Source organism: Streptomyces sp. 6N223, assembly GCF_052246635.1.
Classification (GTDB): Bacteria; Actinomycetota; Actinomycetes; order Streptomycetales; family Streptomycetaceae; genus Streptomyces.
Genome location: NZ_JBQQCA010000018.1, coordinates 80,638 through 98,647, shown reverse-complemented (window position 1 = coordinate 98,647; position 18,010 = coordinate 80,638). Strand labels below are relative to the sequence as shown.

Sequence of the window (18,010 nt, the reverse complement as noted above, 5' to 3'; positions counted from 1 at the left end):
GTAAAACGTTCACTCCGCGCCATGCCCGGACGTCCCCCGCCGACCCTTCAACGCCCCTCCATCGAATCCACAACGTCCCACTGGCAGGCTGCGTGACATGGCGGCTTTGACGGAACGCGACTACGACAACATGCTGGATCTCGCCACCGACGTGCTCAGCGGTCGGGCCGGGGAGCCCCCCTGGCCCCGGGTGCTGGCCGAACTCGGCCGGGCGTTGCACGCCCCGAGGGCGAGCCTGACGCGCGCCAACTGGACGCGCCGCGAGGGCAGGCCGGTGGCCTGGTCCCCCGCCTCGCTCGACGAACGCCGGATGGCCGAGGTCTCGCGCCGGCTGATGCTGGCCGGGCACCCGCTGGCGCGGCACTACGCCACGCGCACCGACGCCGAGCCGCGCACCGCCGCCGAGGTGGCGGGCGAGACGGCGTGGCGTGGCAGCCGGGCGGCGAGCCTGAGCCGGGAGTACTTCGACGCGGGCCACGTGCTGGGCATCCCGCTGCCCGCGCCCGCCGGGACCACGCGCGGCTTCGTCGCGTACCACGCCGACGCGGACGGGGACTTCACGGAGCGGGAACGCGCCTACGCCCGCCGCGTGCGGCCGCTGCTGGTGGCCGTGGACGCCCACCAGCAGCAGCTCGAGCGCTGGCGGTCGCTCGCCGACGCGGGGGCGGCGGCCGGGCTGGACGAGCTGGCCCGGGAGCACAACCTCACGCCGCGCGAGATCACGGTGCTGACGCTGCTGGCCGATTCACTTCCGGCGACGGCGATCGGGCGGCGCCTCGGGATATCGCCGCGCACGGTGCACAAGCACGTGGAGCACCTCTACCGCAAGCTGAAGGTGACCGACCGCCTGTCGGCGGTGCTGCGGGCCCAGTCCTTCGGTCTGCTCCCGAAGAAGGGCGAGACCTCGGCGAACGCCTCGGGCGCGGGGGCGAACTCGGCGAACTGAGCCTCCGCCGCCGATGAGCTTCGTCTCCCCGTGCGGTCTCCCCTCACATGACCGGCATCACCGGTGAGGAAGAGACGACGGTGTCCGCCAGCGGCATCCGCCTGTGCGTGCAGGGGTTCGGGCGGGCGGGAGACCCCCTCGTCCTGCTGATCTCGGGTCTGGCCAGCCGCCCTACACCGGACGGGACCTGGTGACGGACGCGGTCGGGGGGGTGCTCGACGCGCTGGCGGGCCGACCAGCCCAGGAGGTTGACGCGGAGCATGGGCGTGCCCGCTGAGGGGTCTTCTTCGCCTGGGTCGTCACCAGCTTCCGCACCTGGTTGTCCGCGATGAACGGCTCCCCCACGCCTGTACGCCTCGATCCGCGTCCGCAGACCATCGTTGTAGACCACGCGGGCACCGGCGAAGGTACGGGCCAGCAACGGCTCCTGCTCCCGAGCCGGATGGATCCGCTCGTTGTCAGCGCGAACTCTGTTGCAAGGAGGGTCAGTTGAAGCTGGTGTTCTTCGCGAACTTCGTCTCCGACACCGTCGGCGGCCCCCACTCCCCCGACCTCAACCTCCAGGGCATGGTGCAGTCCTCCCGCAAGCTGTGGCTGATGCGGCCGGGTGACGTGCTGGTGACGCAGTTCCCGGTGAGCGAGGCGTTCACGGCGTACGTCTGCGGGCTGCTCGGCTTCGACCCCGCCTCGATCACGCTGCTGGCCGCCCCGCCCGATCCCACGGTGCCGCTCGCCGACGCCGTCGAGTCCTCCGCCGGGCTGCGCCGGCGCCTGCGGGCCGCCGTCGCCGCCCGCCCCGGCATCGAGCTGCTGCCGATGGTGCTCGACCACCGCACGGTCGACTTCGCCGCCCGCCTCGGCGTCCCGGTCCACCCCTACGGGCCCGGCGGCGTGCCGGACAGCGCCCTGGCGTCGGCCCTCGCGCTCAACACGAAGCGGGGCTTCCGCGAGACGGCCGTCGCGCTCGGCATCCGCGTCCCGGCGGGCCGCTTCTGCCCCGACGACGGGCCGGCCCTCGCCGCCGCCGTGCGCGAGATGCTGGCCGCGCATCCGCGCGTGCTGCTCAAGCCCGCCCGGGCGGCGGGCGGCCACGGGCACATGTCGTTCGCGCGAGCCGATGGCCTGGACGCCCTGGACGCCCTGGACGAACGCCTCGCCTCCCACCGCGCGGCCCTCGGCCCGCAGGCCGAGGGCTGGGTGGTCGAGGAGCACCTGCCCGTCGCCCGCGACGTCAGCGCCCAGGTCGAGGTCACGCCCGCCGGGCCCGAGCTCGTCTACACCGGCGAGATGCGCACCCGGGGCAACGCCTTCCACGGCTTCGTCTCCCCGCTGCCCGACCCGCCCCCGGCGCTGGCCGACGCGGCGCTGCGGCTCGGCACCCATCTCGCGGAGCGCGGCTACCGAGGCCGCCTCAGCCTCGACGCCGCCCTCACCGCCGGCCCCGGCTCCCGCCTCTGCGCCCTGGAGTCCAACGTCCGCCGCACCGCCACCACCGCCCGCCACGCCCTGGCCCGCCGCCTGTCGCGTACGCCGTCCCCGGCCTGGGTCATCGACTCCCGCCCCGGCCCTCACCACGGCGACGTGGCCCGCGCGGAGGCGCTGTTGCGGAAGGCGGGCCTGGCCTGGAACCGTCAACGCGCGGAGGGCGTGGTGTTCTCCGCCGAGGCCACCGCGCCGGACGCCGGCCGGCACTCCGCCGGCTGGCACTACGCCGTCGTCGCGCCGGACCGCGGGCGGGCCGAACGCCTGGAGCGCGAGCTGCACGCGCTGTTACGCGACGGGAGTCGCGCGCCGTGAAGCCGCTGGCGGACCCCTGCCGCAGCGCGCGGTGCTGCGCCTGCGGCGGGCAACTCGGCTTGTCGCGGCGATGTGTCGCGGCGATGCGAGGATCACGCCATGTTCGTCTTCGACACGGTTGTGGTGGAGCGCGCCGGGGTGCGGGCGCTGGACGGGTTCTCCGGGCGGGTGCCGCCGGACGGCGTGACGGCGTTGGTCGGTCCCTCGGGGGCGGGGAAGAGCACGGTGCTGCGGCTGTGCAACCGCCTGGAGGTGCCGACCTCGGGCCGGGTCCTCTTCCGCGGCCGGGATGTGGCGGAGCTGGACCCGCTGCGGCTGCGGCGCGAGGTCGGCATGGTCTTCCAGCGGCCGACGCCGTTCCCCGGCTCGGTCGCCGACAACCTGCTCACGGCCCGGCCGGACGTGAGCCGCGCGGAGATGCGCGAGGCCCTGGCGCGGGTGGCCCTGGAGGAGGCGGACTGGCTCGACCGCGACGCCACGGCGCTGTCCGGCGGCGAGGCGCAGCGGGTCTGCCTGGCCCGCACGCTCATCACCGAGCCCGAGGTGCTGCTGCTGGACGAGCCGACCTCGGCGCTGGACGCCGAGGCCGCGTCCCTGATCGAGGAGGCCGTGCGGGAGCGGGCCCGGCAGGGCACGACCGTGCTGTGGGTCAGTCATGACCCGGCGCAGGTGGAGCGGATGGCCGACCGGGTGCTGCGCGTGGTCGGCGGACGGGCGGCGGCGGACGACGAGGAGGAGGACGCGGCGTGAACGCCCTCGGCAACGACGACGACCTGATCAGCGCGGCCGGGCTGGCCGTCTCCCTCGCCCTGGTGGGCGTCGCGGCGGCCGTCTCACTGTGGCGGCGGCTCGGCCTGGAACGCCAGATCCTGTGGGCGGCGGCCCGCGCGCTCGTGCAACTCCTGCTGGTGGGCGGGGCGTTGGCCCTCCTCGTCGAGCCCGGCCGCTCGCTGGCGTGGTCCTGGCTGTGGGTCGCGGCCATGATCGCCTACGCCGGTGACGTGGCGCGCCGCCGCGCCCCCGAGGTGCCGCGCATCCTGCCCCTTTCCATCGCCGCCTTCGCGACCGCCGCCGTGATCAGCCTGGGCGTCGTCTTCGGCCTGGGCGTCCTGCCGTTGCGGAGCCAGACCGTGGTCCCCATCGCCGGGATGATGGTCGGCAACTCCATGACGGCCACGGTGGTCGCCGCCCGCCGCCTCGTCGAGGAACTCCGCGACAAACGCCCCGAGGTCGAGGCCCGCCTGGCCCTGGGCCACCCCTCCCGCCAGGCCGCCGCCCCCTACGTCCGCTCCGCCCTGCGCTCGGCGCTCTCCCCCCAGATCGAGACGACGAAGGCCACCGGTCTCGTCTTCCTCCCCGGCGCCATGACGGGCCTGATCATCGCCGGGGTCTCCCCCACGCAGGCGGTCCTCGTCCAGGCCGTCGTCATGTTCCTGGTCCTCGGCTCGGTCGCCACGACCACGGCCGTCGTGACCCTGGGCCTGATCCGGCGCCTCTTCACCCCCGACCACCGCCTGAGGCACATCGCGCGGACGGCGGAGCACTAGCCGCTGCTCGGGACTCCTTCCGGCATCATCCCCACCAATCTTGAACCATGGTACAACTAGTACACGAGTTCAACTAGTCCGGGGGGAAGGAGACGGGATGAGCGCGAGGCAGTCGGCGCAGCCGGCACAGTCGGCGCGTGCTGGGCTGCGCGAGTGGGGTGGTCTCGCGCTCCTGGCGTTGCCGACCATGCTGCTGGGGCTCGATGTGACGGCGCTCTACCTCGTCGTTCCGAGCCTGGCCGCGGACCTGGAGCCGACCACGACCGAGACGCTGTGGATCATGGACGCCTACGGCTTCTTCATCGCGGGGTTCCTGATCACGATGGGGACGCTGGGCGACCGGGTCGGGCGCCGCCGGCTGCTGATGATCGGCATGGCCGCGTTCGGCGCGGCCTCGGTCTTCGCGGCGTTCGCCCCCAACGCCCTGTGGCTGATCGTGGCGCGGGCGCTGCTGGGCGTGGCCGGAGCGACGCTCATGCCCTCGACGCTGTCACTCATCAGCACCATGTTCACGGACGTCCGGCAACGTGCGCTGGCGATCGGCGTGTGGGCCACGATGTTCGCCCTGGGGATGGCCGCGGGCCCGATTGTGGGCGGCGTGCTGGTCTCCGGCTTCTGGTGGGGTGCGGTCTTCCTCATCGCGGTGCCGGTCGCTGTGCTCGTGCTGGCCGGCGCGCCATCGCTCCTGCCGGAGTTCCGGACCCGCGCCGGCCGGCTCGACATGCTGAGCGTCGGGCTGTCCCTGGCGGCGATGCTGCCGGTCGTCTACGCGATCAAGCACGCGGCCACCCACGGCATCGACCCCCAGGCGCTGGGCGCCGTCCTCCTCGGTGGCGGCTCCGCGGTCGCCTTCGTACGCCGCCAACTGCGCCTCAGCGAGCCGCTGCTGGACATGCAGCTCTTCACCGGCCGGGCCTTCTCCGCGGCCCTGAGCGTCCTGCTGATCGGCCTCGTCGGATTCGGTGGGGTGATGTTCCTGGTCACCCAGTACCTGCAGTTCGTCGAGGACCTCTCCCCCACGACGGCCGGGCTGTGGATGGGCCCGCCCGCGCTGGCCATGCTCATCGGGGCGTTGGGAGCGCCCCTCGTGGCCGGTCGCGTGTCACCCGGCGTCGTCATGTCGGCCGCCCTGGCGCTGTCGCTCGCCGGATACGCGCTGCTCGCCCTCGCCGGGACCGACAGCAAGCTGAGCGTGGTCGCCGGATTCGCGTTCGTCTACCTCGGACTCGGGGTCATCGCCGCACTCGGCACGGACATCGTCGTGGGTGCGGCACCCACGGAGAAGTCCGGATCGGCGGCCGCGCTGTCGGAGACCGTGCAGGAACTCGGCATCGCGGCAGGGGTCGCGCTCCTGGGAAGCCTCACCACGGCGATCTACCGGAGCCGGGTCGAGGCCCCGGCCTGGCTGTCCCCGTCCGCGGCCGAGGCGTACGCCGACAGCCTCTCCGGAGCGTCGTCCGTCTTGGACCAGTCCGCCATGGACCAGTCCCTCATGGACCAGCTGCCGGCGAACCAGCTGCCGGCCCTGGCTCTCGACCACGCACGAGCCGCCTTCACCGGCGGCCTCAACACCGCCGCCGTCGCGGCCGGCATCGCCGTAGCGGCCGCCTCGCTGGCCTGCTTCACGACACTGCGGCACGTCCGGCCCCTCGGCGACGCCAACCCCGGGGCCGAGCCGATAGCCTCGACCCACGGGAGCGGCGACAACGGGTGAGACGATGGCGGCTGAACAGGAAACGGTCGACAGGCGCAAGCTGCGCGGTGAACGCCGCCGGGCCCAGATCATCGAGGCAACGCTCACCATCGTCCGCCGCGACGGCGCCGCCGGCGTCACCCATCGGGCGGTCGCCAAGGAGGCTGGGATCACCACCAGCCTGACGCTCTACTACTACGCCACCCTCGACGACCTGCTGGTGGCCGCCCTGACCAGCGTCGCGGACGCGTACACCCGCCGCATCCGCCAGCTCATCGACACCGAGGACGACCCGCTCGACGGGCTCGCCCGGCTCATCGCCGAATCCGCCGGACCCGGCCGCGAGCGCGCGCTCGCCGAACGCGAGCTGTCGACGCTGGCGGCTCGCCGGCCCGCCCTGCGTCCCGTGGCGCGCCGCTGGCGCGACAACGTCGCGGAGCTCGCCCGGACACGGACCGGTGACCCGGACGCGATCGAAGCCCTCGTCGCCGTGTCCGACGGCCTGTGCGCGGCGATCCTTCTCGACGACCGCGAGGCCGACCCCGACCACATCCTGGCGGTCCTCAGCAAGGCGCTGCTGGGCACCGGCCCATAACGCCGGCAGCCCTCCCGCCCCGCCCTGAAGCGCGCGGGGTGAACTCCGGGTTGCGCGCGGTTCCCCACACGGAAAGGGCTTGCGCACGCGCCGGTCAACACCTCTCCACTATTGGCATGAACACTTCCATCTACGCGGGTTGCCTGCTACAACAACTCCCGCAGTGATCCTGCCGATGGAGGTTCCGTGAGACTGACCCGCTTCAGATCCGCGTCAGCAGCATCCGTCCTCGTCTTCGCCTTCGCTCTCCTCCTCACCCTGCTGGGCACGGGTTCCGCACAAGCGGCCGGACCCGCCTACGTTGCCCTCGGCGACTCCTACTCCTCCGGCAACGGCGCCGGCAGCTACATCAGTTCAAGCGGCGACTGCCACCGCAGCAACAACGCCTACCCCGCGCGCTGGGCCGCCGCCAACAGCCCCTCCTCGTTCTCCTTCGCCGCCTGCTCCGGCGCCGTGACCAGCGACGTGACCAGCAGCCAGCTGGGGGCGCTCAACTCGTCCACCGGGCTGGTCAGCATCAGCATCGGCGGCAACGACGCCGGGTTCGCCGACGTGATGACGACCTGCGTGATCGGCACGGTCGACGCCTGCCTCGACCGCGTCGAGACGGCCAGGACGTTCATCAGCAGCACCCTCCCCGGCCGCCTCAGCACCGTCTACGGCGCCATCCGCGCCCGCGCCCCGAACGCGCGCGTCGTCGTCATGGGCTACCCGCGCATGTACATCGAGCCCTCGTGGTGGTGCATCGGCATCGGCGAGACCAAGCGCGAGGCCATCAACGACGCCGCCGACCTGCTCAACTCCGTGATCTCCGCACGCGCCGCCGCCCACGGCTTCCGCTTCGGCGACGTCCGCACCACCTTCGACGGCCACGAGCTCTGCTCCGGCGACGACTGGCTCCACGACCTCTCGACCACGGTCTGGGAGTCCTACCACCCCACCGCCCTCGGCCACGGCAGCGGCTACCTGCCGGTCCTCAACGCCAACGACTGAACAGACTGAGCGGATTGACAACCGAAGACGCGCGGGGAGTCCGGCGGCACCGGGCTCCCGGCGCCGCGTTGGTCACCACGGCATGCGGATGCCGCCCCTGGAGCCGGTGAGCGCGATCCACAGCGCCCCGAACGCCACGCCCGGCCGGTCGTTGATGTCGTGGCTGCTCGGCACCAGCTCCAGCAGGTCCAGCACGGCCGAGAGATGCCCGCACGCGGCTGCCTTGTCGATCAGCACCCGGATGGGCCGCTGCCGCTTGGCGTGCGGCGTGCGCAGGATCTCGGCGTAGCCCTCGGCCAGCTCCTCCACGTCCCGCTCGGTCGGCGTCAGCGGCCGGATGGGCGTCAGGGTGCCCTCCCACGCGGCCAGCTCGGCCTGCTCGATCAGCTCGTCCTCGAGCGCCCAGTTGTGCCCGCCCCACCCCTCCAGGAGGTCGGGCCGCCCGGCCTCGGCCAGCGCGCGCAGCACCTCGTAGGGGACCTCCCAGCCCGGCAGCGCCTGGAACTCCCGCGCCAGGTCTATGCGCCCGCCCCGCACCAGGTACACCATCCAGTCCTGCTCGCTGTGGAAGCCGGCGGGCGGGTGGCTGTCGCGGTCGGCCAGCAGCTCGCGGACCAGGTCCTCCCGCCCGCACTCCAGCATCGAGTGCATCACCGCCAGGTGGTCCTCCCACGGGTTCGGCTCGACCGTGATGGCCGCGCGGGCGCGCCGGAACCACTCCTCGGCGCGGGCCGCGTCGCCCATCGCGCGGCAGGCGCCCGCGAAGGACGAGGCGGTGTCGGCGTCCAGCTCCTCCCCGGCGGCCACGGCCCTTGCCAGCAGGGTCTCGGCGCGGTCGAACGCCGCACGCGCCGCGTTCGCTCGCCCCCCGCGCGCGAGGATCATCGTCACGTCGGACGCCGCGGCGATGCCCTCCGCCACGTAGGGGATGTCCGCCACCATCGCCATCGCGGCCGCCGCCCCGCCGCGCCGGGCGCGGAGCCGGGCGGCGACACGCAGGTAACGGCCGGTGTGATAGCCCCAGCGGTCGCGCTCCAGGGTGGCCAGGCTGCGGTGCGCGGCGTTGAACAGATCGTCCGCGGTCGCCGTGTTCGGCGGCGGCCACGGCACGGGCTCCTCGACGGGCGCCGCCAGCTCCTCGCGGTATTCGCGCAGCATCTCGGCCTCCTGCGAGCCGGGCAGCTCGACGGCGGCCAGGGCGTCGGGCACCACGCGGAGCTCGCCCCACCGCACCGGCCAGGCGTGGCGGCGTCCGACCGCCCAGGCGAGGACGGAGTCCAACGCCTCCTCCCGGCCGGGTGCCCGGCCGGGTGCCCGGCCCTGTGCCCGGCCGTGTCCCGGGCCGTGCTCCGGACCGTGTCCCGGACCGGAGCCGGGGCCGGGGCCAGGGCCGGGTGCCGGCGGCACGATCACGGCGTCGGGCGCCAGCGTCATGGCCCACGTGTCCTCGTCCAGGGCGAAGATCCGCTCCCGGAAGTCGACGGCGGCGTCCCCCTCCACCGGCCGCCGCCCCTCGGGAACCCGCAGGAAGGTGAAGTCGCCCACGTCCTCGCCGGTCCCGGCCCGCACGAACCGGACGCGCGTGGCGCCCACCAGCACCAGCGTGTCCTCCGCCCCCCAGTGCACCGCGTGCGCGTCCTCGGCGGGCAGTATCCGCAGTCGCCGGGCGCGCGCGGGATCGGCGAAGGACCAGACCTGGACCGTGTCCTCCCACGTCAAAAACGCCGCCTCCTCCCCGCCCGGCGCCCACGCCCACGGGGCGCGGTCCCCCACCCACGGCTCGTCGTCCGGCCACTCGGCGTGCGGGATCGAGGCGCTCCCCACCTGGCGGTCGTCGTCGAAGAGGTGGACGGCGGGCGGGTCCATGTCCTGCCAGCTCGTCAGCAGGGCCAGCCGGCTGCCGCCGCCCCTCAGGGCGGTCCAGTGCAGCGAGCAGGGCCCCGTGAAGGGGAGCGGGCCGAAGCGGATCCGGCCATCGGCCGCGTCCCGGATGAACAACCCGTCATCGGTCACGGCGGCGACGAGACGGCCGTCCGGGCTGGGCATGGCCATCGTGGCAGGCGTGTACCACCGCACCTCGCGGCTCTCGGCGTCCAGGCACAGGGCGTTGGAGCCGAAGAGCCGCCTGCCGTCGGGCGACCAGACCGGCCGCTCGATCCACTGCCCGACCCGGAAGTCGCCGTCGTCGCCCCGCTGGGGGCGTTCGAACTCCGCCCGCACCACCTCGGGCATCCGCCGGGTCATCAGGTAGGGGTGGTCGTCGTCCACGTGGTTGGGCAGCCAGCTCAGCCGGCCGCGCTCCAGCGGCACGAGGCAGCCCTGGAGCCCGCCGTCGCCGTTGGTGCCGCAGTGGTGGTAGACGCGCCGCCCGTCGGGCGACAGCGCGAACTCCGAGGGCCGCGAGTTGCCGTCCGACACGTCGATCGTCGCGACCGGCAGGGAGCTGTCCGCGTCCGCGCTCCAGACGCCGACCATGTTGGTGCAGAAGGCGACCGCGAGGCGGCGGGCGTCGGCCGACCACTGGATCGTGCGCGCGTAGTCCGGCCAGCCCACGCCGCCGTCGATGTCGGTCACCGTGTTGACGCACCGGCCGGTGGCGACCTCCCAGACCTGGAGAACGCCGCCCGCCTCGTAGTCGTCGCCCGTCCAGCTCCCGGTGGCGAGGTAGCGGCCGTCCGGGCTCAGCGCGTGACCGACGATCTCCACGTCGTGGCCGTACGGGTGCAGCAGCCGCGCCGTGCCGGTGTCGAGCAGCCGCCGCGTGGCGAGGCGATGGGCGTCGGTCACGCCGCCCTCGACCCGCTCCAGCTCGGTGAGGCAGGCGCGCAGCGCCGGCAGGTCGCGGTCGGGCGTGAAGGCCGACCAGTCGGCGTCCTCCAGCAGGGCGCACAGCGCCTTGGCGTCGCCCGCGTCGTCCAGGGCGCCCGGCGGCAGGAACAGCGGCGGGTGCTCCCGGGCGGCGGCGAAGGCGCCGTTGCCGGTCCGCTGGGCCTCCTGACGCTCCAGCAGCCCCAGCAGCGCCTCCTCGTCGAAGTACGGCGTGCGCAGCATCGCGTCGGTCCGGGGTATCGGCCCGCGCGCGCCGAAGGCGAGGAAGATCGCGTCCGTCTCGTCGGTCACCGTCTCCGCCACGCGGGCGCCGAGCGCCGTCAGGCGGCGTGTCACCGCCGGGTCGAAGTCCCCGTACAGCACGACCGTGCGTCCGCTCAGGTCCATGGTCACGGGACTCTACTAGGGGGTTAAAGAGGCGTCCTCCACCAGGCGGCGGCGGACGCCTCGATGTCAGCGGCCGGAGGCGAACGCCCCCCGCTTCGCGCCGCTGATGAACGCCGACCACTCGGCATCGCCGAAGGTCAGCACGGGCCCCGACGGATCCTTGGAGTCCCGCACGGCGCGGCCATCGTGGGCCGCGAAGGCGGCCACCTCGACGCAGTCGCCGTTGGTGCCGCTGTGGCTGCTCTTACGCCATGAGGCGAGCGGCGCGACCTCCACGCAGTTGCCGTTGCCGCCGCTGTAGCTGCTCCTGCGCCACGGCCCTACCCCGTCCCGGGATGCCATCGTCTTCCCTTTCCCGCTATTCCTTCATGTCGCTCGCCACCCGCTGGATGAGCGCGAGCGAGTCGACCGGACTCAGGGCGGCCGCCCTGAGGTGGTCGAACGCCTCACCGTAGCTCTGGCGTTCGCCCGGCCGCTCCATGTACAGCGTGCCCGTCATGTTCTCCACGCTCACCACATCCGGGTCCTTCGGCAGCCCGAAGATAACGAACGCGCCGTTCAGCCCGGCGTGGGCGCCCGCGCTGTGCGGCAGCACCTGGATGACCACGTTCGGGTACTCCGTCAGCATCTCGAGTCGCGCGAGCTGGTCGCGCATGACCTGGGCGCCGCCGATGGCCTGGCGGATGGCGGACTCACCGATGATCGCCCAGACGCGGGGCGGCTGTTCGCGCTCCAGAACGGCCTGCCGCTCGCGGCGGATCTTCACCAGCTCATCGATGCCGGCGGGCGGGATGACCGTCGGGTTGGCCTGGATCACCGCCCGCGTGTACGCCTCCGTCTGGAAGAGGCCCGGGATCAGGATCGGCTGGAAGTTCTTGATCTCCGTGGCCTCCGTCTCCAGCGAGATGAAGTCCGTGTAGCTGCGCGGCAGCGAGTCCTGGTACGCCTTCCACCAGCCCGACTTGTGCGCGTCGCGCGCCGCCTCGATGTAATGGTTCACCCGTTCGGAATCGTCCACCCCGTACAGGTGCAGCAGAGCCTTGAGGTCGTTCTTGGAGACCTTCACCTCGCCCTGCTCGATGCGGGTGAGCTTCGGGCGCGAGAAGCCCATCTCCTTCGCGACCACCTCCGAGCTGATCCCCGACCTGTCACGAATGTCGCGCAGCTCAGCCCCGAGCCTGCGGCTGCGGAACGTGCTCGGCATGCATCCCTCCCTGAATGCGTCTTCGGCCCGCCCCCGTCCAGGCAGACCCGGCCACCAAACCACACACATGCACGAGTGCAGATTTGGCACTTGTCATGGTGTCACGGCGAGGTCTAGCGTGTCCACGGGATCGCCTACTTCGGGTGGCGGCGCGTCAACTGAGCGTGGATGGTGGTGGGATGAGGCGGGTCTATCGGTACTGGGCGACGGAGGGGGCCCCGCGTCGCGCGAGAAAGGCCGTGCGCAACGCGGTGCTCGCGTGGGAGTGCGGTGACGACGTGGCGGAGGTGGCCGAGTTGCTGACCTCGGAGATCGCCACCAACGCCGTGGTCCACGCGCCCGCGAGCAGCGAGTTCATCGTCGAGATCGGCGTCGCGGGCGGGCATCTCACCGTCGGCGTCACCGACTTCGGCGGCGGCCGTCCGCAGGCCACGCGCGCCGGGACCGAGGACGAGCACGGGCGGGGGCTCGCCATGGTCCGGGACCTGTCGGAGTCCTGGGGCATCGAGGCGGTCGGCGGCCAGGCCAAGCGCGTCTTCTTTCAGCTCAGCGTCAAGCCGGTACCGGAACGTGTGCGCGAACGGGAGGCGTTGGGGGCAGGCGTTGACGCACCGCGCGAGGCTGGCGGCGGCGAAGGGACTCCGCGTTCCGCGCCGACCTTCGGGTTCCGTCTCCGTCCTCCTCGCCTTCGTCTTCGCCTCACCTGGTGACAGACTGAGCTCCACGACGTACCAAGGCGGCGACGGAACGGGGGAGTTCACGGTGGACGCTGCGATCATCGTGCTGGCGGTCGTGGTGGTACTGGTGGTGGTACTGGTGGTCGTGGCGCTGGTCAAGGCGATCCACGTGGTCCAGCAGGGGAACGCCGCCATCGTGGAGCGGTTCGGCCGCCACATCCGCACGCTCGACCCCGGTCTCAGCGTCATCGTTCCGTTCATCGACCGGGTCCGCTACCGCATCAACCTCCGCGAGCAGATCGTGCCGTTCCCGCCCCAGCCGGTGATCACCCAGGACAACCTCGTGGTGCACATCGACACGGTCGTCCACTACCGGGTGACCGACGCCTGGGCCGCCACGTACAAGGTCACCAACTACATCGCGGGCATGGAGCAGCTCACGGTCACCACGCTGCGGAGCATCGTCGGTCGCATGGACCTGGAGCAGACCCTCGCCTCCCGCGAGGAGATCAACGCCGCGCTGCGCGGCGTGCTGGACGAGGCGACCGGCGAGTGGGGCATTCGCGTCAACCGCGTCCAGCTCAAGGCGATCGAGCCGCCGACCTCCATCCAGGACGCGCTGGAGAAGCAGATACGCGCCGACCACGACAAGCGCGCCGCCATCCTCCAGGCGGAGGGCGAGAAGCGTGCCGCGCTGCTGAGGGCCGAGACGGAGCGCGAGGTGGCGGCCCTGCTGAGGCAGGAGGCGGACACGAAGGTCGTCAAGGCTCCCGAGCCCGGGGCGCACACGCCGCCGTTGCCCGCGCCCGCGTGGGAGCAGCCGCTGCCGCTGCGCGAGGAGGACCCGGCGCGCCTCGGGCGTTACGTGCTGCGGGCCCGGCTGGGGCAGGGCGGCATGGGGACGGTGTATCTGGGTCACACGCCGGGAGGTCGGCTGGTGGCGGTCAAGGTGCTGCGGCGTGGGTTCGCCGATGACCCGGGCTTCCGGCAGCGGTTCGCGCGAGAGGTCCAGACGGCGCGGCGGGTCGGCGGGTTCTACACCGCGCAGGTCGTCGACGCCGACCCGGAGGCCGAGAGGCCGTGGCTGGTGAGCGAGTTCATCCCGGGGCCGACGCTGCGCGAGGTGCTGCGGCAGCACGGGGCGCTGCCCGCACGGTCGTTGTACGCGCTCGCGGCGGGCGTTGCCGAGGGGCTGGCGGGGATTCACGCCTGCGGGATCATTCACCGGGATCTGAAGCCGGGCAACATCATCGTCGCGGAGGCGGGTCCGCGCATCATCGACTTCGGCATCGCGCGGGCTCTCGACAGCACGGCCCTGACCAGCACGCATCAGGTGGTCGGTACGCAGGGTTTCCTCGCGCCGGAGCAGCTGAGGGGAGAGAAGGCCGGCTTCGCCGCGGACGTCTACGCCTTCGGCGCGGTGCTCTGCCACGCCGCGGGCGCCGGGGACGAGCCGCTGGCGTCCGCCCTCGCGATGCTGCCGTCGTCCCTCCAGGGCATCGTCGCGCGCTGCCGCGACGACGACCCGGCCGGCCGTCCCACGGCGTCCGGCATCGTGGACGGGCTCTCCGGCCATGTGGATCTCGCGTCGGAGGGCTGGCTGCCGCCCGCCCTGCGCACCGTGGTCGGTCTGCACGCGCGGACGACCATGACCTCCTGACCGGTGTGCGGCAGGCACGGCCACCGTGCCGGCACTTCTGGATGTCGAGGTCGCAGCAGGCCTGAGCGGCCGTCGCCGCTCAGGCCTTCTTGCCCATGCCGCCGTGGGCGTCCACCGGCGTGCCCACCCGCGTGCCGATCTCCGTGGGGTCGGGGCGCCAGGTGCTCAGCTCGACGATGCCGGGGGGCACGAGCTCCAGGCCCTCGAAGTAGCCGGCGATCATCTCCGGGGAGCGGGAGATATACGGGATGCCGCCCTGCTGGTTGTAGAAGTTGTTGGCGCGGACGTAGATCTCGGAGTCGATCCCGTCGTAGAGCGTGAGGAAGCTGCCGGGGGCCAGACCCTCCAGCAAGGCGCCGACGATGGCGCGGGCCTCGTCGTACTCCTCGATGTGGCCGAGGACGCCGATGAGCATCAGGCCGACGGGCTGGTCGAGGTCGAGCGTGTTCGCGGCCTCGTCGAGGATCTTGTCGGGGGTGCGCAGGTCGGCGTTGACGTACGCCGTGGCGCCCTCGTCGGTGGAGGTGAGGAGCGCGCGGGCGTGGGCGAGGACGAGGGGGTCGTGGTCGACGTAGACGATGCGGGCGTCGGGGGCGACGCGCTGGGCGATCTCGTGGGTGTTGTCGACGGTCGGCAGGCCGGAGCCGACATCCAGGAACTGGCGTACGCCCTCCTCCCCCCCCAGGTACCGGATGGAGCGGCCGAGCCAGGCGCGGGAGACGCGGGCGACGTCCACGATGCCGGGGAAGATCTCGGTGTAGGCGTCGGCGGCGGCGCGGTCCACGGCGTAGTGGTCCTTGCCGCCGAGCCAGTAGTTCCACACGCGGGCCGAGCGGGGGACGGAGATGTCGATCCCGGGTGGGGGTGGTGCGTCGTCTGCCATTGCCATGGGGAAACATTCTCACGTGACGGGCCGTTAAGAAAACCGGCGTTCACGCCACGCGTCCCCACGGCCGTGTCCGGTCGCGGGGGCGCGTGGAGGGGAACGTGAAGGCGAACGTGAAGGGAATCAGCGCTCGGCGAGGGGGGCCACCGTCAGCTGGTCGATGACCGGGGCGTATTTCGAGCGCTGTTGGTACTGGTTGTAGGTCTCGCCGTCGAAGTTGGGGAGCTCCTCGGAGGTGAAGGTGAGGGTGTTGGAGCCTTCCTGAAGGGTGAGGGGGATGGTCAGTTCGGCGAAATTGTTGAAGTGGAGGGTGGGCGGGAAGAGGACGCGGACCGGGTCGCCGCCGTTGACCGAGATGTCGGCGTGGCGGGCGACGGGGTCGGGGTTGTAGTGGGTGGCGGGGGCTTCCTCGGCGTTGGAGTAGCGGATGGTGACGGCGTGCTGGCCCGCGCGTTCGGCGTTGACGGTGAGGGTGAGGGCGTTGGCCGGGCCGTCGCCGATGTCGGTGACGGAGGCGCCGCCGGTGGCGAAGGCGTACGCGTCGGTGGCGGTCGCCGCGCCGGTGAGCTCGCCGTCCTCGGCCTGGTAGGCGGCGGGCGGCGGGCCGTCGGTGGGCGTGGAGGTCAGCAGGCGGTCCACGGCGAGGGCGCCGGAGGCGCCGGTGAGGGTGATCTTGTTGATGCCCTGGGAGAGGAAGAGGGGGATGTCGGTGGTGCCGGGCCGGTCGCCGCCGGCGGTGACGCCCTCGACGAGCGTGTTGTTGAGGGCGAGGGAGGCGGTGCCGCCGCCGTCGTGGGCGATGGAGACCGTGGTCCGGCGGGCGGCCGGCGAGTGGACCCAGAAGGTGGCCGCGCCGCCGTTCGCCAGGGTGGCGGTGGTGCGGGGGCCGTAGCCGAGGGTGGCCTCGCCGGTCAGGGTGGCGTGTTCGGCCTCGTGGAGGGCGGGGGCGGTGACGTTCTCGTCGCGGAGGGAGAGGTCGATCTTGTCGACGATGGCGTCGCCCTGGGTGGCGCCGAGTTCGGGGTCCTGGGCGGCGAGGGTGATGGTGTGCCGGCCCTCGGGCAGCTCGACGGTGGTGTCGGCGTGGTCCCAGACGACCCACTTGTAGCCCAGCGGCAGGCGCAGCTCCTGCGGCTGTTCGCCGTCGACGCGGAGGAAGACGTTGGTGGGGCCCTGTTCGGCGACGAGGTCGTAGGTGTTGAGGGAGTTGGCGAAGACGCTCAGGTCGTAGGTGCCGGTGGTGGGGACGGTGACGTCGAAGGAGAGGGCGACGTCGGAGCCGGTGCGCAGGCCGCCGACGTCGTAGCCGCCGGAGGTGGCGAAGCCGCCGACGTCGTCCGGGGAGCCCTCGGGGCCGTTGAGGCTGTAGCCGGTGCCGGTGTGGGCGGCGTCCTCGGCCTCGTAGGTCTGGCGCCATGAGGGGACGGACGGCGGGGCGGGCTCGGCGCCGTTGCCGCCGGGGCTGAGGATGACCTGGTACGCCGACATCTCGTTGAGGGAGCCGAGCGGGAGGGTGACCTGGCCGTCCTCGACGGGGAGTTCGGTGTCGGACAGGCGCAGCGGCGCGGCGGAGTCCCCGAGCTGGCCGCTCCAGGGGATCTCCTGGACGGTGGCGCGGACGGTGTCGCCGAAGACCGCCGGGTCGATGGTGTCGAAGACGACGTCGGTGGCGGTGCTGCCGCCGCCGAGGAGGGCGCGGGCCTGGCGCTTGGACGTGTCCAGGGTGGCGACGCCCTGGAGGGTGTACTGCTCGCCCGGGTGGGGCGGGGTGACCTGGACGGTGTGGCCGGTCATCTGGCCGTAGGCGTTGAACAGCCACCACTGGCCGTTGACCCGGTTGGCCTGGCTGACGGAGTCGTTGAGGTTGCCGTCGATGTTCCAGTACGCGAGGTCGGCGTCGATCTTGGACTCCTCGATGGCGGAGATCCACTGCACGACCTGGCCGGGGACGGAGAGGTGGTAGTTGTGGCCGTACTCGTTGACGTTGATGGGCAGCGGGCCGATGCCGAGTTCCTCCTCCCACTGCCGGTACCTGTCGACGTTGGTGCGGATGGTGGCCGGGGTGGACAGCTCGTGCCAGGTGATGACGTCGGGCAGCACGTCGTTGTCGCGGGCGAAGGCGAGGAAGTCGCGCACCTCGTCGTAGAGCACGCTGGTGTTGGGGCCGGCGATGCGGGCGTCGGGGTCGATGTCCTTGATGAGGTGGTAGACCTCCTCCCAGGCGGCGAAGTAGTGCTGCGGGTCGTCGCGCCAGGAGACGCCGTTGTAGGACCACTCGCCGGTGCCGAACATGTTGCCCTCGGGCTCGTTGAACGGCACCCACACGATGTGGTCGGCGTACTCCCCCATGCTCTGCGCCTGCTCGACCTGGGTGCGGATCTTCTCCCTGAAGTCGTTCAGCCGGGCCTCGCCCGTGTCGCCGGGCCACTGGTAGGGGAAGCCCCGGTAGATGTCGGTCATGTAGACGTAGACGTCCTCGCCGCCCGCATCCACGAAGGGGCGGAGGATTTCCAGCGCGTCCGCGCCGGGGTGCTGAACGCCGTCCTGGGCCTTGGTCGAGACGGTGCGCACGTGCATGCCCTCCAGGGCGGCGGCGCTGGGGACGCCGTCCCCGTAGACGCCGTAGAGGGTGCCGCTGGCGCCGCCGTGGAACGGGCCGGTGTCGGTGCCGAGGTCGATCGTGATGGTCTCGCCCTGCGCCGGGGAGCCCGGCTGGGCGCTGGTGCCGGTGGTGAGGAAGGTCGCCATGAGGGTGGTCGCTATCGCTCCTGCTGCGAGCAGCTTGAGACGCTTTGG

At 72.5% G+C, this 18,010-nt stretch carries 15 protein-coding genes and 1 pseudogene; 10 read left to right on the top strand and 6 right to left on the bottom strand.

The window, feature by feature from the left end; translation table 11 throughout:
- Positions 1-97: 97 nt before the first annotated feature.
- Both ACTWQH_RS14130 and ACTWQH_RS14125 read left to right on the top strand, forming a co-directional pair.
- Positions 98-946 carry a response regulator transcription factor gene (locus ACTWQH_RS14130; protein WP_443286848.1) on the top strand — a complete coding sequence of 283 codons (849 nt, stop codon included), beginning with the start codon at positions 98-100 and terminating at the stop codon, positions 944-946.
- Between the two features lie 47 nt (positions 947-993).
- The gene (locus ACTWQH_RS14125) at positions 994-1,140 is read left to right on the top strand and encodes a hypothetical protein (RefSeq protein WP_443286847.1); all 147 of its coding nucleotides are present in this window, start codon (positions 994-996) and stop codon (positions 1,138-1,140) included.
- 155 nt (positions 1,141-1,295) lie between these two features.
- Here ACTWQH_RS14125 and ACTWQH_RS14120 read toward each other — a convergent pair.
- Positions 1,296-1,394, bottom strand: a pseudogene (locus ACTWQH_RS14120) (helix-turn-helix domain-containing protein); the annotation flags it as partial.
- A gap of 50 nt (positions 1,395-1,444) precedes the next feature.
- Between ACTWQH_RS14120 and ACTWQH_RS14115 the strand changes: the two are divergent.
- The 6 genes from ACTWQH_RS14115 (at position 1,445) to ACTWQH_RS14090 (ending at position 7,571) form a co-directional block, all read left to right on the top strand.
- Entirely contained in the window at positions 1,445-2,743 is a 1,299-nt protein-coding gene (locus tag ACTWQH_RS14115) for a preATP grasp domain-containing protein (RefSeq protein ID WP_443286862.1), read from the top strand.
- A 99-nt stretch (positions 2,744-2,842) separates the two neighbouring features.
- Positions 2,843-3,493 carry an ABC transporter ATP-binding protein gene (locus ACTWQH_RS14110; protein ID WP_443286846.1) on the top strand — a complete coding sequence of 217 codons (651 nt, stop codon included), beginning with the start codon at positions 2,843-2,845 and terminating at the stop codon, positions 3,491-3,493.
- The gene (locus tag ACTWQH_RS14105; protein WP_443286845.1) at positions 3,490-4,290 is read left to right on the top strand and encodes an ABC transporter permease; all 801 of its coding nucleotides are present in this window, start codon (positions 3,490-3,492) and stop codon (positions 4,288-4,290) included. Before ACTWQH_RS14110 ends, ACTWQH_RS14105 begins: the two co-directional genes overlap by 4 nt.
- Positions 4,291-4,387: 97 nt before the next feature.
- Complete coding sequence (locus ACTWQH_RS14100) at positions 4,388-6,004, top strand: MFS transporter (RefSeq protein ID WP_443286844.1); 1,617 nt, start codon at positions 4,388-4,390, stop codon at positions 6,002-6,004.
- 4 nt (positions 6,005-6,008) lie between these two features.
- Positions 6,009-6,578: a TetR/AcrR family transcriptional regulator gene (locus tag ACTWQH_RS14095; protein WP_443286843.1), complete on the top strand. Its 570-nt coding sequence runs from the start codon at positions 6,009-6,011 to the stop codon at positions 6,576-6,578.
- Positions 6,579-6,764: 186 nt separating this feature from the next.
- Positions 6,765-7,571: an SGNH/GDSL hydrolase family protein gene (locus ACTWQH_RS14090; protein ID WP_443286842.1), complete on the top strand. Its 807-nt coding sequence runs from the start codon at positions 6,765-6,767 to the stop codon at positions 7,569-7,571.
- Positions 7,572-7,643: 72 nt separating this feature from the next.
- Here ACTWQH_RS14090 and ACTWQH_RS14085 read toward each other — a convergent pair whose 3' ends face one another.
- The 3 genes from ACTWQH_RS14085 to ACTWQH_RS14075 are packed head-to-tail and all read right to left on the bottom strand — an operon-like array spanning position 7,644 to position 11,991.
- A complete protein-coding gene (locus ACTWQH_RS14085) occupies positions 7,644-10,793 on the bottom strand; it encodes a WD40 repeat domain-containing protein (RefSeq protein ID WP_443286841.1) in 3,150 nt (1,049 codons plus the stop codon).
- 60 nt (positions 10,794-10,853) lie between these two features.
- Positions 10,854-11,129, bottom strand: a complete 276-nt coding sequence (locus ACTWQH_RS14080) for a DUF397 domain-containing protein (RefSeq protein ID WP_443286840.1) — start codon at positions 11,127-11,129, stop codon at positions 10,854-10,856.
- Positions 11,130-11,145: 16 nt separating this feature from the next.
- Positions 11,146-11,991, bottom strand: a complete 846-nt coding sequence (locus ACTWQH_RS14075; protein ID WP_443286839.1) for a helix-turn-helix domain-containing protein — start codon at positions 11,989-11,991, stop codon at positions 11,146-11,148.
- 14 nt (positions 11,992-12,005) lie between these two features.
- Between ACTWQH_RS14075 and ACTWQH_RS14070 the strand changes: the two genes are divergently transcribed.
- Positions 12,006-12,701, top strand: coding sequence for an ATP-binding protein (locus tag ACTWQH_RS14070; RefSeq protein ID WP_443286838.1), 696 nt, complete (start codon positions 12,006-12,008; stop codon positions 12,699-12,701).
- A 70-nt stretch (positions 12,702-12,771) separates the two neighbouring features.
- Complete coding sequence (locus tag ACTWQH_RS14065; protein WP_443286861.1) at positions 12,772-14,328, top strand: SPFH domain-containing protein; 1,557 nt, start codon at positions 12,772-12,774, stop codon at positions 14,326-14,328.
- A 79-nt stretch (positions 14,329-14,407) separates the two neighbouring features.
- On the opposite strand, the gene ACTWQH_RS14060 is transcribed toward ACTWQH_RS14065, so the two are convergent.
- Positions 14,408-15,217 carry an SAM-dependent methyltransferase gene (locus ACTWQH_RS14060; protein WP_443286837.1) on the bottom strand — a complete coding sequence of 270 codons (810 nt, stop codon included), beginning with the start codon at positions 15,215-15,217 and terminating at the stop codon, positions 14,408-14,410.
- Positions 15,218-15,337: 120 nt separating this feature from the next.
- Complete coding sequence (locus ACTWQH_RS14055) at positions 15,338-17,962, bottom strand: cellulosome protein (protein WP_443286836.1); 2,625 nt, start codon at positions 17,960-17,962, stop codon at positions 15,338-15,340.
- Positions 17,963-18,010 lie beyond the last annotated feature (48 nt).